Genomic DNA, 14,241 nt, shown 5'->3' with positions numbered 1-14,241 from the left:
CCCGCTTCTTCCTCGTACCCGTCGACCGTCCGTCAGCCCCGTGGCGTCGGGGTCCGCTCCTCCGACCCGTCCACGGGCGTCGACACCTCGGCGGGCGTGCCCGCCGCCGGGCGCCGCCGCAGCACGCGCACCAGGGACGGCAGCAGCGACAGCACGGCCAGGACCAGCAGACCGGCCGAGATCGGCTCGGTGACGAACACCGACCACTCACCGCCGGAGATCTGTAGTGCCCGCCGCATGTTCGTCTCCATCAGACCACCCAGGATCAGACCCAGGATCAGCGGGGCTGCCGGGAAGTCGTTGCGCCGCATCAGGAAGCCGATCACGCCGAACGCGGCCAGCAGCCCCAGGTCGAACACGCTGAAGCTGAGCCCGTACACGCCCACCACGCAGAATACGACGACCAGCGGGAGGAGCATCGTCCTGGGCGTGTTGAGGACCTTGGCGAACACCGGGATCAGCGGCAGGTTCAGGACCAGCAGCACCACGGTGCCCAGGTACATCGACGCCACCACGCCCCAGAACATGCCGGGGTTGTCGGTCAGCATCGTCGGGCCCGGCTGCACACCGAGCACCATCAGCGCGCCCAGCAGGATGGCCGTCGTGCCCGACCCCGGCACACCCAGGGTCATCAGCGGCACGAACGACCCCACCGCCGCGGCGTTGTTGGCCGCCTCGGGCGCGGCCACGCCCTTCAGGTTGCCCTGTCCGAAGGTCTTCCCGTCACGGGCGATCTTCTTCTCCATGGAGTACGCCAGGAAGGAGGCCACCGTGGCCCCGGCCCCGGGCAGGACACCGGTGAAGAACCCCAGCACCGAGGAGCGCAGCGTGGGCGGGGTGATCCTGGCCAGCTCACCGCGGGACAGCCGCAGCGAGGTCACGGCCTTGCGCACGCCGCCCTTCCCGCGCCGGTTGAGCATCACCAGCACCTCGGCCAGCGCGAACACGCCCAGCGCCACGATGAGGAACTCCACGCCCTCGTAGAGTTCCGGCCGGTCGAAGGTGAACCGGGTGATGGCGGTCTGGGAGTCGATGCCCACCAGGGCGATGATCACACCGACGACCGCCGAGATCAGGCCCTTGGTCAGGTTGCGCCCGCCCAGGGACACCACCGCGGTCAACCCCAGCACCATCAGCGCGAAGTACTCGGTGGGACCGAAGCTGACGGCGAACGACGCCAGGCTCGGGGCGATGGCCATCAGGCCCACGACGCCGATGGTGCCGCCGACGAACGACGAGACCGCCGCGATCGCCAGCGCCTTGCCCGCCTGGCCCTTGAGGGCCATCGGATAGCCGTCGAAGGAGGTGGCGACCGTTCCGGCCACACCCGGTGCGTTGAGCAGGATGGACGAGGTCGATCCGCCGAAGATCGCGCCGTAGTACACCCCGGCCAGCATGATGATCGCCGAGGTGGGATCCATGCCGTAGGCGATGGGGATCATCAGCGCGATCGCGCTCATCGGCCCCAGCCCCGGCAGGATGCCGATGATCGTTCCGGCCAGGACGCCGATGAAGACGTAGAGCAGGTTCTCCGGGGTCAGCGCGATACTGAACCCGTACAGGAGTTGGTCGAGCATGCCCATGAGTGGGAGTTCCTCGGTTTCGGGTCAGAAGGGGAGCAGGCCGTTCGGCAGCGCCACGTTCAGGCCCCACGTCATGCCCGCGTAGAGCGTGAACGGCAGGGCGATGGCGACCACGGCGTTGACCAGGTGGCGGCGGTAGCCGAGATACCAGGTCATCGATCCCAGGTAGAGGGCGGTGGCCAGGATGAACCCGAGGAATTCGAACAGGGCCACGTAGGCCACCAGAGCGGCGACGAACAGACCGATCTCCAACCGGGTGTCCTCGAAGCGGCCCAGCCGGGCCTCGCCCTTCGACGTGTCCGCGGACACCTCGGTGGACGTGTCCACGGTCTCGGCGTCCGCCGATGCCCCGGCCGCTCCCTCGGCGGCCCCCTCCGTCGGGGCGGCCTCGGGCCCTCCGTCCACCTGGGGACGCTGGAAGAACAGCAGGACTGCCAGCACCAGCAGCACCACGCCCAGCCAGCGCGGCAGGGTCGAGGGCTGGACCGGGACGTTCACCGCCGTGTAGTCGGGCATCTGGAACGCCAGTACCAGGTAACCGATCGCGAACAGCGCGATCGCGACGCCCAGCGTGCGCGGCGAGAACAGGAACGCCCGCTCCGGCAGGACGGGGACCCGCGGCCCCCAGGGCTTCCGGGGGCGGCCCGAAGCCGCCCCCACCGCCGGCGCGCTCCCGCGCTCCGTGCTCTTCTCGCTCACTGGAGGCCGACCTCGGTCAGGATCTCGGCGAACTCGCCACGGGTGTCGTCCAGGAACGTCCCGAACTCCTCGCTGTCCTGGTAGGCGTCCGTCCAGCCCAGGCGGGCGGACTCCTCCTTCCACGCCTCGGTCTCCATGAGGTCCGCGAAGAGGGTCTCGTGGTAGGCAATCTGCTCCTCGGTCAGGTCCGCCGGTCCCATCACGCCGCGCCAGATGTCGAAGGTGAAGTCGACGTCCTGCTCCACCAGGGTCGGCACCTCCGCCACGGCGTCCAGGCGCTCGGCCGAGGAGACGCCCACCGCGCGCAGGTCGCCCGACTCCAGCATGCCCAGGGCCTCTCCGACACCCACCACGGCCGCGTCCACGTGACCGCCCAGCAGGGAGGTCAGGGCCTCGCCCCCGCCGTCGAAGGGGATGTAGTTGGCCTGGGTGGCGTCGGCTCCGGCGGCCTGGAGGGCGCCGGCCAGGGCGACGTGGTCCATGCTCCCGGGGCCGGAGCCGCCGCCGACGCTCAGGTCGCCCGACTCCACCTGCCCGGCCAGGTCGGCGAAGGTCTCGATGTCGGAGTCGGCCGCCACGAGGTAGACCATGTAGTCGGTCGCCAGGCGGGCGATCGGTGTGAAGTCGTTGTGGTCGTGGTCGGAGTCACCGGCCATCGGCACCAGCAGGATGGGCGGGCTGGTCACGAACAGCTTGTGCGGGTCGCCGGCGTTGTTGGCGATGTAACCCCAGCCGATGGCGCCGCCGGCACCCGGCTTGTTGACCACCTGGGGCGAGTGGTCGACCAGCCCCTCCTCCTCCAGCAGGCGGGCGCTGGTGCGGGCGAGGGTGTCCCAGCCGCCGCCGGTGGCGGCGGGCGCGGTGATCTCGATCGCCTGGGTCGGGGCCCAGGTCCCGTCCTCGGCGACGCCGTCGTCGGTACCGCCGCAGGCGGTGAGCAGCAGGGGCAGGGCCGCGGTGGCCGCGACCGCGCGGAGTCCGAGGGTGCGGCGGAACGTGCCCGAACCGGGGGCACCAGGACTGACATGCGTCTTCGTCAGGCGAGACATGATTTCTCCGTAGGGGATGTGGCCGGGTATGTTCCGGTTGTGTGTGATGCAACACACAGGCAAGCAGAGGGAAACACGGGTGAAAAGCGTTGTGTCTTTTGTGCGGGCATTGGTCCTAAGGAACGTTGTGGTCGTTGTGTTCACACCGGCGCGGAGGGCGGCGCACCGATGAGGTTCGGGGCGCCGCGCACGACGCTGGCCGGGCAGTTCCTCGCACTCCAGCTGGTCATCGTGGTCACCGTGCTGGTCATGGTCGCCGCCGTGTCCATGGCCCAGTCCGACGCCCGCCTGCGCCAGACCGAGAGCCGCCGCATGCTCTCCGTCGCCGAGAGCACCGCCGCACGCGACATCATCCGCGCGGGGCTGGAGACCTCCGGCCAACCGGAGCTGCTGGCCCCCCATGCCGAGAGCGTCCGCGCGCTCTCCAGCGCCGACCACATCGTCGTCCACGACAGGGACGGCCGGGCCCTGACCCTGAACCCCGGCCCCGAGGGCGGGGGGTCCCGGGACGACCCGGGCCTGGCCTCGGCCCTGCGTGGCCGCGCCTGGACCGGCGTGACCGAGATCGAGGGTGAGCGCGCCGTGGTCGCGGCGGTCCCGGTCATCGGCGAGGGCGGCACCATTCTCGGCGTCGTGGTCGCGGGCGTGGACTACCCCGGAACGTGGGAGCTCCTGGCCCTGGCCACCCCCAATCTCCTGGTCTACCTGGGCATCGCCAGCGTGACCGGGGTGGCCGGGTCCCTGCTGCTGTCCCGCCGGGTCAAACGTCAGACCCTGGGCCTGGAGCCCGACCAGATCGCACGGCTGGTCGAACACCGCGAGGCCATGCTGCACGGCATCAAGGAGGGCGTCCTGGGACTGGACGCGGGTCACCGGGTCACCCTGGCCAACGACGCCGCGGTCCGTCTGCTCGGCCTGCCGTCCGACTGCGTCGGCGCCACCCTGGACGACCTGGACGTGGGCGGTGAGCTGGAGGACGTGCTCCTGGGCCGGGTCCGGGGGCGCGACACCGTCGTGGCGCTGGGCGACCGGCTCGTCGCCCTCAACCGCATGCCGCTGATGACCGCGGGGCGCCCCGTCGGATCCGTGACGACGATGCGCGACCGCACCGACCTGGTCGAACTCCAGCACGAACTGGACACCAGCCAGACCACCACCGAGACCCTGCGTGCCCAGGCGCACGAGTTCAGCAACCGGCTGCACGTCATCTCCGGGCTGCTGGAGCTGCGCGAGTACGGTGAGGCCGCCAAGTACGTCAGCCAGATCGGCGGGGCCCGAGCCCAGCTCAGCGCCGAGGTCACCGGCCGGGTCAACGATCCCTCGCTGGCCGCGCTGCTCATCGCCAAGACCAGCCTGGCCGACGAACAGCGCACACGTCTGCTCGTCTCCCCGCGGACCGGCCTGGACCCGGTCTCGGAGGAGCTGTCCGACGACCTGGTCACCGTCGTGGCCAACCTGATCGACAACGCCCTGGACGCCGTCGCCCCGACCAGCAGGGGCGCCGAGCGGCCCTGGGTCGAGGTCGAGGTCGTCGGCGGTGGCGGAGATCCGGTCCGCGTCGCGGTCCGCGACTCCGGGCCGGGCGTGCCCAGCGAACTCGCCGGTGAGGTGTTCCAGCACGGATACACGACCAAGGGCGGATCAGGGCGAAAACGCGGCCTGGGACTGGCCATCGTCGGACTGGTCTGCGCGCGCCGGGGCGGGTCGGCGACCGTCTCCGGTTCGGAGTTCGTCGCCGTCCTGAACGAGAGCCCGCCCGACAGCCCGTCCGAGACCGAAGGAACGACCTGATGCCGACCATCCCCCACCGCCCGGGACGCCACCACACCGGAGGTACACGTTGAACGCGCCAGAGGCGACGGCAGACCGGAGCATGGACCCGCAGGTCAGAACGCTCATCGTCGACGACGACTTCATGGTCGCGCGGGTCCATCGCGGTCTGGTGGAGCGCGTCCCCGGCTTCACCGTCGTCGGTGAGGCCATGACGGGGGCCGAGGCGCTGGAGATGGTCTCCCGGCTGCGCCCGGACCTGGTCCTGCTGGACATCTACCTGCCCGACGTGAACGGCATCGAAGTGCTGCGCGGCCTGCGCGGATCCGGCGGCGTGGATCTGCCGGAGGTGGACGTCCTGGTCATCACCGCGGCCAGGGACAGCGACACCGTCCGCCGCGCGCTGCGCGGCGGGGCGGTGCAGTACCTCATCAAGCCGTTCGAGCCCGCGGTCCTGATCGAGCGGCTGCGTGACTACGCCCGGCTGCGCCGCGACCTGGAGAACAGCGGTGCGGCCGACCAGGAGGCCGTCGACCGGGCGTTCGGCGCGGCCCGGCCGGCGGGCCGGGCACCCGGCCGGACGGCCAAGGCCATGCCCAAGGGGCTGACCAGCCAGACCGCCGGCCTGGTGGAGCGGGCGCTGCGCGAGCGCGCGGCCCGGTCCGGGGACGGGGGATCCGGGGACGGGGGCGCCGAGGACCTGTCGGCGACCGAGTGCGCCGCCGCCACCGGGATCTCCCGGGTCAGCGCCCGCCGCTACCTGGAGTTCTTCGTCGACTCCGGGCGCGTGGAGGTGCGGCTGCGCTACGGGACGGCCGGCCGTCCCGAACGGCGCTACCTCTGGTCGGGGTGAGCGCCCCCGGGGAGGTCATGGCGCGGATCCACCCGGTGGGCCGCGTGTGCGAAGCCCGAGGGCCGGCACACGGGCCGGCCGGTGCGGGGGCCGTAGCGGGCCCCGGACCGGCCGTCAGCCCAGGGCTTCGACCGCCAGTTCGGTGGCCCTCGCGAGGAGGGCGTCGTCGTAGTCCGCGCCCGCCTCGTCACGGCCGGACATGACCGCCAGGACGACGGGGTCGCCCTCCGGCGGCCACAGCACACCGATGTCGTGCCGGGTCCCGTAGCCGCAGGCGCCGGTCTTGTCCCCGACCTCCCACCCCTCGGGGACCCCGGCTCGGATCAGGTCGTCGCCGGTGGTGTTGGTGCGCATCATGGTGACGAGGATGTCGCGTTCGTTTTCCGGTAGGACGTCGCCCAGGGTGAACGCGCGCAGGCTGGTGGCCATCGCGCGCGGTGTGCTGGTGTCGCGCGGGTCGCCCGGGACCGCCTCCGCCATCTCCGGTGCGATCCGGTCCACGCTGGTGACGTCGTCACCGATCCCGCGCAGGACCTCGCCCAGTCCTTCCGGTCCGCCCAGTTCCTCGAAGAGCAGGTTGGAGGCGGTGTTGTCGCTGTGGCGCAGCGCGGCGTCGCCGAGTTCGCGCAGCGTCATGCCGGTGGACACGTGTTCCCGGGTGACGGGGGAGTGGAAGACCAGGTCGGCCTCGGAGAAGGTGACGACCCGGTCGAGTTCGTCGACGGGTGTGCGGTCGAGTACGGCGCCGAAGGCCAGGACCTTGAACGTGGAGCAGTAGGCGAACCGCTCGTCGGCCCGGAACTCCAGCGCCTGCTCCGTGCCGGTGTCGAGCGCGTAGACGCCGAGCCGGGCGTCGAACTCCTCCTCCAGGCGGGTGAAATCGGAGTCCACCCGGAGGGGCGGGGGCGGATCGGAGGGCGGGGCGGACTCGACGGCCGACGGCGGCGCGGCGGCGGGGCCGGTCGGGACGTCGGGGGGCGAGCAGCCGGCGAGCGGGGCCAGCGCGACCGGAGCCAGCGCCGCCAACGCAACGTGTCGAGTCGTGGACCACGGCACCGCGCAACACCTTCTCCCCGTATGTGGACGGTGACTCTCAGAAGTCTCACGGTTGTCGGGTGCGCTGTCGACGATGCCGGCGGCACGGCGTGTACGCCTGCGGGGCGTTCATGCCGGGGTGGACGGTCACTTCACCCTGCTGGAGTTCGATGATTCCGAGGTGCGGCAGCACGTCTACGTCGAGTCCCCGGCCGGGAACATCTTCTTCATCCAGAAGCGGCGGACGGTGGCGGAGTTCCGTGAGCGTTTCGACCGGTTGCAGATGGAACCGCTGTCGCCGCAGGAGTCCCTGACTCTCATCGAGAAGGCCGCGGAGGAGCACGAAAGATGAGAAGACCCACCCCCGACCTTTCCGGTGCGCGCTGGTTCAAGGCCCGGGCGAGCGAGACCGCCCAGGGCTGCGTGGAGGTGGCGCATCTGGAGGAGGGCACTGTGGTGCGGGGTTCTTCGAGCCGCAGCCGACGAGGAGCGAGCACGAGGGCGGGGCGTTCGCCCGGGGGATGGGACTCCCCGACGGCCGCACCGTCATCTACGACATCCTGGACCGTTCGATCATCAAGGGGAGTCTGCCGGAGAGCGCCGCCCGGCGGCTGCGCGCCGAACTCGTCCGGCTCTAGCGCCTGGTGGGGCCGGTGTTCGCGATGAGCACCGGCCCCGTCCCGCTTCAGTACGAGCCCGGTGCGTGCTTCCACGCCCCGAGTGAGCCGGCCCGCACGCGGCATGTCCCATCCGGCGGGCCGACCTCCAGTGAGAACTCCTCCAGGTCGGGCGCGTTCGCCTGGGACAGCCGTTGGTGAGCGTCCTCCAGCCGCTCCGCCAGCGGCAGGCTCCCACCGCCGGTGACCGATCCGTCCGGCCACAGGTACGCCCACGACCCGTCCGGCGCGCCCAGGTACACGATCCGGCCGTGACCGCCGTTGAACGGACGCAGCCCCAGACCGACGCGCACACCCGGGAGCATCAGCATGAGCCGGGTCAGCAGATCGCGTTCGACCACTTCACCGGAGGTGAAGGGCACGACCGTGGTCGTCTCCGGCCGATGGCCCACCCCGGGGAAGTCCCCGTCGGGGACGCGCTGGGTACGGTCATGCATGAACATGGCGTCGCACACGAACGGCCCCGAGGCGTGTCCCTCCTCGGTTTTGACCAGCGCCGCCACGGGTGTGCGCTGCCAGTCCGACGAGGCCGCCCACGGGGTGACGACCACCGCGCCCGGCCCGATGCGTGCGAGCCATTCCGGGGGAACACGGCTGACGGCGCAGGTGGCGATGACCGCGTCGTGGGCGTCGGCTTCCGGCGGCAGAACGTCGTTGACGACTCGGACCCCGGTCCCCTCCAGCCGCGTCCGCGCGTGTGCCGCCACGTCGGGGTCGATCTCCACGGTCGTGACTCGGCCGGTGGGTCCCACCAGGGAGGACAGGATCGCGGCGTTCCAGCCGCTTCCCGTACCGATCTCCAGGACGGACATGCCCGGCTCGACACGGGCGGCGGCGATCATGTCCGCCATGAGCTGCGGTGCGGACGACGACGAACCGGGTTCGTTGCGCGGCCCCGCACCCCCGTCGTTGGCCTGGATGGTCACCGCGTCCTGCGCGTAGACGATCCGGGCCCACCGCTCCGGATCGGCGTTACGGAACAGCGGCAGGCCGGTCGCGCTCGGCCACACCATGTCAGGGATGAACCGGTGCCGGGGACGGTCCGCGAAAGCGGCGCGGATCGTGTCGGAGGCCTCCAGAGCGGTGACGAGCCGTTCGTGCATGTCGTCGAGTTCCACTACTCCACTTCCCCGGTTCCGTTGCAGCCGGGGCAGGTCATGAGAACCTCCTGGCTGTCCCAGTCATCCTTCTTCTTTCCGTCGCGTTTGGCGATGACGGTGCCGTCACCCCTGCACATCGAGCATTTCTCGGCCATCGAGACCTCACAGTCGGGAGAGGAACGGGCCCGGGTCCCCGGGATCCGGGGGGAACGGGCGACCGAAGCGCGGTCCGGGTGCCTCCAGTGCGGCCACGAACGACTCCAGGGTGGGCTCGATGATCGTGGGCGCGGTCAGGCCGCACGGGGATCGGTCGCAGGCCACCCACAGGTCACCGTTGTGGTGGATGGTGTACCGGTCGCCGTAGTGTCGGCGCACGGCGGCGAGCGCCGTTCGGGTGGGGTCGGTCTGTGCGGCATCGGGCTCGGGGGTGTCCTTCACGGGGGCGTCCGATCTGTGTCCGGGGCTCTGTTCAGGACACTACGGAGTGTGGTTCAGGAGAGTCGAGCTTGTTGCATGAAGTTGCATAAACTAATCGAGCGCTTCGATGGCCGAGGTGATCAGCGCCCGCGCCTCGGGTCCGTACACGGCGTGCTTCTGGAGGCGTCCGAACGCCTTGATGTAGGTCTCCACCTCGGTGGGGGCCTGGATGGCCAGTTCCGCGGTGGTGAGTTCGACGCGCACGAGGTGGTCGTCATAGACGGTGAAGGCCTCCAGCGGCCACACGAGACGCCGTGCCGCGAAGGGGATGATCCCGACGGAGACGTTCGCCAGGGACATGACGGACAGCAGGTGTCCGAGCTGCCCCGCCATCACTTCCGTTTCGCCCATGCGATAGCGCAGGACGGACTCTTCGAGCACCATCGAGAAGCGGTGCCCCCCGCGCCTGAGGATGCGCGAGCGGTCCATACGGGCCTCCACCGCCGCCTCGACGTCCTGGTCATCGTCGCCGTCGAGATCGGTGATGGCGCTGAAGAGCGCGGTGATGTAACCGGATGTCTGAAGGAAGCCGGGAACCACGTTCGGGCTGTAGATCCGGAAGAGCCCGGTCTGTTCGTACAGCGGAACGTAGGACTCCTGGAGGCGGCGCAGCCCGGCCCGCTGCTTGCGCCGCCACTCCACGTACAGCGACTCGGCGTTCCTGGAGGCCGCGACGAGGTCCTCCGCCTGCCCGTCCGCACCACAGGCCCGGCACCACGCCCGGATGTCGGCGTCGGAAGGGGGTGTCTTCGCGTTCTCGATACGGGAGGACTTCGACTTGTTCCAGTCGCACCGGGCGGCGAGTTCGACACCCGTCAGCCCGGCGTCCAGGCGGATTTCCTTCAGTCGGGATGCGACGGCCTCACGGGCCGCCTGGGCGCTGGATCTGGACGAGGAAGGCACGAGCGGGCAATCCGGTGGTCGAAGGGGTCAGAGGGCGAATTCTTCGTGGGGGACGGCTCGTTCCCACACGGCTTCGAAGGCGGAGGAGCACAACTCGGCCAGCTCCGGGTCTTCGGTGATCTCTTCTTCGAGCCACCGTCCGTCGCCCGTGAAGTGGTTGACATGGGTGACCCGGCCGTCGAAGAGCCAGAAGTCGTTGCCTGGCAGGGCGAGGTCGGTGGCCCGGCGGCGTGGGAGCCAGCGTACGTGTTCCCCGGCGAGGATGTTCCCCGGGGTCCCCGCGTGTTCGTAGCGGATGTACTCGGTCACCGGCATGGAGACGATGCGCGCACGGCGTACCAGCACCCCTCGTGCGGTGGCGTCGGCGACCGACTGGTGAAAGGGCAGCCACCAGGAGTCCCGGTCGTCCCAGTCGTCGCGGTGCCCGGAGCGCCTCCACTTCTCGAAGCCCTCGATCTCCCCGTCGATGTCGTAGACGTCGCGCATCTCCAGGTGGACGGCGGAGTCTCGGCAGGAGGCGAACAGCTCGTCAAAGGTGGGCGCGTTCTGCGTCATCGCAGGCCTTCCTCAGAATCTCGATCATGCGGGCGGGGAGGCGCACGACCGCCTCGTGGTCGGGGAGGTCGCCCAGTTCCCGGCAGACCGACAGGGTGTCCTCATCGGCCTTCCATCCCTGGATGACCAGATCGGCCGTGGACGGGTCCACGAAGACCGTCGGTGATCCCTTGGTGTCCGACCCGGGATCCTTGCCGATGAACTTCAGTGTCGTCATGGATGCATTCCTCTCGCGTTGGTTGCATCCGGTTGCACGAACATCCCGTGTGATCACTCCGTGTGTCAAGGCCATGGCCGTATACGGACGGCGGAGTTCCTCTCCGAGATGTCCGGGGCGGGACGAAGGGGACACCGGGAGGTGGCTCCTCGGACGCTCGAAACCGCAGTGGCCGCACACGGAGGGGCGATCTGGCCGTCCGGTTCACCTCCCGGAACATGTACAGGAGGTGCGGGCGCGCCGAAAGGATTCGGCCCGCGCCCGGGAAAGTCGATCGTGCCGCATCGGGTTCGGCGCGGATCGCTCGCGTGGACCGGAGGACGCCGGGAATCACCCACGGTCACCGGCCATCACCCAGAAGACGTCAAGGGGCGATTGGCCGCGTGGAGACCGGGTAGTGGTCGTCCCATGCTGCTCATGAGGCTGCCGGGCGTCTACCGGACACAGCACGACACCTCGCTGCTCCGTGCCGTGCTGCGCCGTCACGGCCGGGTCGTCGGCCGCTCGGTCCTGGACGTGGGCTCGGGGACCGGTGCCCTGGGCATCGAGGCCTTCCGCGCCGGCGCGGCCAGCGTCACCTCGGTCGACCTGTCACTGCGTTCGGTCCTGACGAGCTGGCTCAACAGCCGACTGCACGGCATCCCGGTGACGGTCCGACGCGGTGACCTGTTCGCCCCCGTGGCCCCGCGGCGCTTCGACCTCGTGCTCGCCAACCCGCCCTACGTGCCCGCCCCTGACCTGCGACCGCCCCGCCACCGGATGGCGAGGTGCTGGGACGCGGGACCGGACGGGCGGTTCCTGCTGGACCGCATCTGCGCGGGGGCGCCCTCGGTGCTCAGCGAGGACGGCGCGCTCCTGCTCGTGCAGTCCGAACTCGCCGACGAGCAGGCCACCCTGGACCGGCTGGAGAAGGCCGACCTGGTGCCCGCGGTCCTCGCCAGGGGCCGCGTCCCGTTCGGGCCGGTGCTGCGGTCCCGGGCCCCGGCGCTGCGCGCCCGCGGGCTGCTCGCCCCCGACCAGACGGAGGAGGAGCTCGTGGTCATCGAGGCGCGTCATGGCTGAGGACCGCCGTCGGGTCATCGTCACCGGCGAGGGCCCGATCCTCGTCTACGGGCCGGTCGACGTGGAGATGCCCGACGGAACGCGCGTGCGCAGCGACCGGGCGGTGACCGCGCTGTGCGCGTGCGGTCGCAGCCGACGCCGCCCGTTCTGCGACACCAGCCACCGCCGACGCGTACGCGACAAGGAAAGGTAGGGCGCGACCCATGACCACGACGATGCGGAGAGCGCCGGCGCTGCCCTCTCCTCGCGGCCCGATCTCCGAGGCGGTCCTGTCCGCGTTGCGCGGGAACCGTGCCGGACCTCCCGACGTGGACGGGTCCCCGCCCTACGGCGAGGACCTCCAACTGGCCCTCTACTGCTGTTACGAGCTGCACTACCGCGGCTTCGGGGAGGTCGACGCCGAGCGTGAGTGGGATCCCGCGCTGCTGGCGATCCGTGCCGAGCTGGAACGGGTCTTCCTCGACGCGCTCAGAGAGGACGTGCCCCCCGGCTCGGACGTCGAGGGCGAACTCGACGCACTCCTCGTCGAGCACGTCGACGCGCCCGGCGTCTCCCGGTACCTGAGCCGTGACGGGGAACCGTGGCAGCTGCGCGAGTACGTCGCGCACCGCTCGCTCTACCACCTGAAGGAGGCCGACCCGCAGACCTTCGTCATCCCGCGCCTGGACGGGCCGGGCAAAGCCGCCCTCGTGACGGTGCAGCACGACGAGTACGGCGCGGGCGACCCCGAGCGGGCGCACGCCAGGCTCTTCGCCGACATGATGACCGAACTCGGCCTCTCCGAGGACTACGGCGCCTATCTCGACTCCGCCCCCGCCGAGACACTGGCCGAGGTCAACCTCATGTCGCTGTACGGGCTGCACCGCGGGTTGCGCGCGATGCTGATCGGACAGTTCGCCACCGTCGAGCTCACGTCCTCGCCCGGCTCGGACCGGATGGTCAAGGCCATGCGCAGGCTGGGCTGCGGTCCGGCCGCGATCCGGTTCTACGCCGAGCACGTCGAGGCCGACGCGGTGCACGAGCAGCTCCTTCGGCGCGAGGTCATCGCGCCGCTGCTGGCCGCCGAACCCGCGCTGGCGCCCGACATCGTGTTCGGCATTCGCAGCAGCGTGTTCCTGGCCGCCCGGTCGGAGGAGCGGCTGCTGCACCACTGGAACCGCGGCGAGTCGAGCCTGCGCGACGGCGCGGAAACGGGGAGACCATGACGTCCCATGGACCGGAGGACCGGCTCCGTGTCATCCCGGTCGCCGACCGGGGCGACACCGTGCCCCGGGACGTGGTCGTGCGCGACCACCTTCAGGACACACCGCCCCGGCTGCCGCCCTGGCTCGGCTACGACGCGGTCGGTTCCCGACTGTTCGAGCAGATCACCGAGCTGCCCACCTACCACCTGACCCGTGTGGAACGCGCCCTGCTGGAGCGCCACGCCCCCGAGATCGCCGGTCTGCTCGACTGCGAGCGGATCGCGGAACTGGGCAGCGGGAGCGCGAAGAAGACGCGGCTGCTGCTGGAAAGCCACCTGCGCCTGCGGGGGACCGGCTACCTGCCGATCGACGTCGACCGGGACATGCTGCGGTCCAGTGGCGCCGCCCTGTGCGCCGAGCTGGACGGTCTGGAGGTCACGGGCCTGTGGGGACGCTACGAGGCAGGTCTCGACTGGCTGCGCACCCACGCCCCGGGACCGCTCGCGGTCGTCTTCCTCGGCAGCGGCTTCGGCAACGCCACGCGCCGGGAACGCGACGGGCTGCTCGGCGAGATCGCCCGCACCCTGGGCCCGGGCGGGAGCTTCCTGGTCTCCGCCGACCTGGACAAGAGCCGCGAGGAACTGGAGACCTGCTACAACGATCCGGCCGGGCACTCGGCGTTCGCCGACTTCCGGCTCAACCACCTCACCCGGCTCAACGACCTCTACGGCGCCGACTTCGTGCTCGCCGACTTCGTCCCGGAGGCCCACTACAACGCGGCCACCTCCACCGTGGAGGGCGTTCTTCGCGCCCGGTCCGACCAGGAGGTGCCCGTTCCGGGGCTCGGGATCACGCTGCGCGTACCGCGCGGGCGGTTCCTCAACGTCGGGTACTCGGTCAAGTTCGACGACCGACGGCTGGTCGGCGAGGTCGAGGCGCACGGGTTCGGCCTGCGGGCCCGGTGGCTGGACGACGACGCGCGGTACGGGCTCTTCCTCTTCCGCCGCCGTGGTGACCGGGTGAACGGCGCCACCCGACGCGCCGTGACGCACCGCACCCGGTGACCGCCGTGCCCCC

The 14,241-nt window shown here is 70.7% G+C and carries 16 protein-coding genes; 7 read left to right on the top strand and 9 right to left on the bottom strand.

The annotated features are described in order from the left end of the window. Positions 1–32: 32 nt before the first annotated feature. From RM479_RS08330 to RM479_RS08320, 3 genes are read right to left on the bottom strand one after another with little or no spacing between them, the layout of a single operon-like run. Positions 33–1,583, bottom strand: a complete 1,551-nt coding sequence (locus RM479_RS08330) for a tripartite tricarboxylate transporter permease (protein WP_311511140.1) — start codon at positions 1,581–1,583, stop codon at positions 33–35. A gap of 24 nt (positions 1,584–1,607) precedes the next feature. Then, positions 1,608–2,282 carry a tripartite tricarboxylate transporter TctB family protein gene (locus tag RM479_RS08325; protein WP_311511139.1) on the bottom strand — a complete coding sequence of 225 codons (675 nt, stop codon included), beginning with the start codon at positions 2,280–2,282 and terminating at the stop codon, positions 1,608–1,610. Next, positions 2,279–3,331 (bottom strand): tripartite tricarboxylate transporter substrate binding protein, encoded by a 1,053-nt coding sequence (locus RM479_RS08320; RefSeq protein WP_311511138.1) that lies wholly within the window; start codon positions 3,329–3,331, stop codon positions 2,279–2,281. Before RM479_RS08320 ends, RM479_RS08325 begins: the two co-directional genes overlap by 4 nt. 168 nt (positions 3,332–3,499) lie before the next feature. On the opposite strand from RM479_RS08320, the gene RM479_RS08315 reads away from it, so the two are divergent. Further along, positions 3,500–5,122: a sensor histidine kinase gene (locus RM479_RS08315; protein ID WP_311511137.1), complete on the top strand. Its 1,623-nt coding sequence runs from the start codon at positions 3,500–3,502 to the stop codon at positions 5,120–5,122. An 82-nt stretch (positions 5,123–5,204) separates the two neighbouring features. Continuing rightward, positions 5,205–5,954, top strand: a complete 750-nt coding sequence (locus RM479_RS08310) for a response regulator (protein ID WP_311511300.1) — start codon at positions 5,205–5,207, stop codon at positions 5,952–5,954. A gap of 114 nt (positions 5,955–6,068) precedes the next feature. Here RM479_RS08310 and bla read toward each other — a convergent pair whose 3' ends face one another. Next, the gene (bla, locus tag RM479_RS08305) at positions 6,069–7,010 is read right to left on the bottom strand and encodes a class A beta-lactamase (RefSeq protein ID WP_311511136.1); all 942 of its coding nucleotides are present in this window, start codon (positions 7,008–7,010) and stop codon (positions 6,069–6,071) included. 73 nt (positions 7,011–7,083) lie between these two features. Between bla and RM479_RS08300 the strand changes: the two genes are divergently transcribed. Then, positions 7,084–7,341 carry a Scr1 family TA system antitoxin-like transcriptional regulator gene (locus RM479_RS08300; protein WP_311511299.1) on the top strand — a complete coding sequence of 86 codons (258 nt, stop codon included), beginning with the start codon at positions 7,084–7,086 and terminating at the stop codon, positions 7,339–7,341. Positions 7,342–7,674: 333 nt separating this feature from the next. Here RM479_RS08300 and RM479_RS08290 read toward each other — a convergent pair whose 3' ends face one another. The 5 genes from RM479_RS08290 to RM479_RS08270 all read right to left on the bottom strand — a co-directional run bounded on the left by RM479_RS08290 (position 7,675) and on the right by RM479_RS08270 (position 10,918). Then, a complete protein-coding gene (locus tag RM479_RS08290; RefSeq protein ID WP_311511135.1) occupies positions 7,675–8,784 on the bottom strand; it encodes a protein-L-isoaspartate O-methyltransferase family protein in 1,110 nt (369 codons plus the stop codon). 144 nt (positions 8,785–8,928) lie between these two features. Then, entirely contained in the window at positions 8,929–9,204 is a 276-nt protein-coding gene (locus RM479_RS08285; RefSeq protein ID WP_311511134.1) for a hypothetical protein, read from the bottom strand. A 90-nt stretch (positions 9,205–9,294) separates the two neighbouring features. Continuing rightward, on the bottom strand, positions 9,295–10,146 hold the full coding sequence (locus RM479_RS08280) for a helix-turn-helix domain-containing protein (RefSeq protein ID WP_311511133.1): 852 nt from the start codon (positions 10,144–10,146) through the stop codon (positions 9,295–9,297). Between the two features lie 27 nt (positions 10,147–10,173). After that, complete coding sequence (locus RM479_RS08275) at positions 10,174–10,701, bottom strand: DUF6879 family protein (protein ID WP_311511132.1); 528 nt, start codon at positions 10,699–10,701, stop codon at positions 10,174–10,176. Beyond that, positions 10,676–10,918 (bottom strand): hypothetical protein, encoded by a 243-nt coding sequence (locus RM479_RS08270; protein WP_311511131.1) that lies wholly within the window; start codon positions 10,916–10,918, stop codon positions 10,676–10,678. Before RM479_RS08270 ends, RM479_RS08275 begins: the two co-directional genes overlap by 26 nt. Before the next feature lie 417 nt (positions 10,919–11,335). Between RM479_RS08270 and RM479_RS08265 the strand changes: the two genes are divergently transcribed. The 4 genes from RM479_RS08265 to RM479_RS08250 are packed head-to-tail and all read left to right on the top strand — an operon-like array spanning position 11,336 to position 14,228. Continuing rightward, positions 11,336–11,980 carry a HemK2/MTQ2 family protein methyltransferase gene (locus tag RM479_RS08265; protein WP_311511298.1) on the top strand — a complete coding sequence of 215 codons (645 nt, stop codon included), beginning with the start codon at positions 11,336–11,338 and terminating at the stop codon, positions 11,978–11,980. After that, positions 11,973–12,173: a CDGSH iron-sulfur domain-containing protein gene (locus RM479_RS08260; RefSeq protein WP_311511130.1), complete on the top strand. Its 201-nt coding sequence runs from the start codon at positions 11,973–11,975 to the stop codon at positions 12,171–12,173. Before RM479_RS08265 ends, RM479_RS08260 begins: the two co-directional genes overlap by 8 nt. 10 nt (positions 12,174–12,183) lie before the next feature. Further along, the gene (locus RM479_RS08255; protein ID WP_311511129.1) at positions 12,184–13,185 is read left to right on the top strand and encodes an iron-containing redox enzyme family protein; all 1,002 of its coding nucleotides are present in this window, start codon (positions 12,184–12,186) and stop codon (positions 13,183–13,185) included. After that, positions 13,182–14,228 carry an L-histidine N(alpha)-methyltransferase gene (locus tag RM479_RS08250; RefSeq protein WP_311511128.1) on the top strand — a complete coding sequence of 349 codons (1,047 nt, stop codon included), beginning with the start codon at positions 13,182–13,184 and terminating at the stop codon, positions 14,226–14,228. Before RM479_RS08255 ends, RM479_RS08250 begins: the two co-directional genes overlap by 4 nt. Positions 14,229–14,241: the final 13 nt, after the last annotated feature.

The sequence above is a fragment of the Nocardiopsis lambiniae genome (genome assembly GCF_031845465.1).
GTDB classification, from domain to species: domain Bacteria; phylum Actinomycetota; class Actinomycetes; order Streptosporangiales; family Streptosporangiaceae; genus Nocardiopsis; species Nocardiopsis lambiniae.
Note: the sequence above shows the minus strand (reverse complement) of the source record. Positions and strands in the feature narration are given on the sequence as shown.

Coding starts and splice junctions, on each gene's coding strand:
- RM479_RS08330 (WP_311511140.1), bottom strand. CDS start 1,583: ATGGGCATGCTCGACCAACTCCTGTACGGGTTCAGTATCGCGCTGACC.
- RM479_RS08320 (WP_311511138.1), bottom strand. CDS start 3,331: ATGTCTCGCCTGACGAAGACGCATGTCAGTCCTGGTGCCCCCGGTTCG.
- RM479_RS08315 (WP_311511137.1), top strand. CDS start 3,500: ATGAGGTTCGGGGCGCCGCGCACGACGCTGGCCGGGCAGTTCCTCGCA.
- RM479_RS08310 (WP_311511300.1), top strand. CDS start 5,205: ATGGACCCGCAGGTCAGAACGCTCATCGTCGACGACGACTTCATGGTC.
- RM479_RS08300 (WP_311511299.1), top strand. CDS start 7,084: ATGCCGGCGGCACGGCGTGTACGCCTGCGGGGCGTTCATGCCGGGGTG.
- RM479_RS08275 (WP_311511132.1), bottom strand. CDS start 10,701: ATGACGCAGAACGCGCCCACCTTTGACGAGCTGTTCGCCTCCTGCCGA.
- RM479_RS08270 (WP_311511131.1), bottom strand. CDS start 10,918: ATGACGACACTGAAGTTCATCGGCAAGGATCCCGGGTCGGACACCAAG.
- RM479_RS08265 (WP_311511298.1), top strand. CDS start 11,336: ATGAGGCTGCCGGGCGTCTACCGGACACAGCACGACACCTCGCTGCTC.
- RM479_RS08260 (WP_311511130.1), top strand. CDS start 11,973: ATGGCTGAGGACCGCCGTCGGGTCATCGTCACCGGCGAGGGCCCGATC.
- RM479_RS08255 (WP_311511129.1), top strand. CDS start 12,184: ATGACCACGACGATGCGGAGAGCGCCGGCGCTGCCCTCTCCTCGCGGC.
- RM479_RS08250 (WP_311511128.1), top strand. CDS start 13,182: ATGACGTCCCATGGACCGGAGGACCGGCTCCGTGTCATCCCGGTCGCC.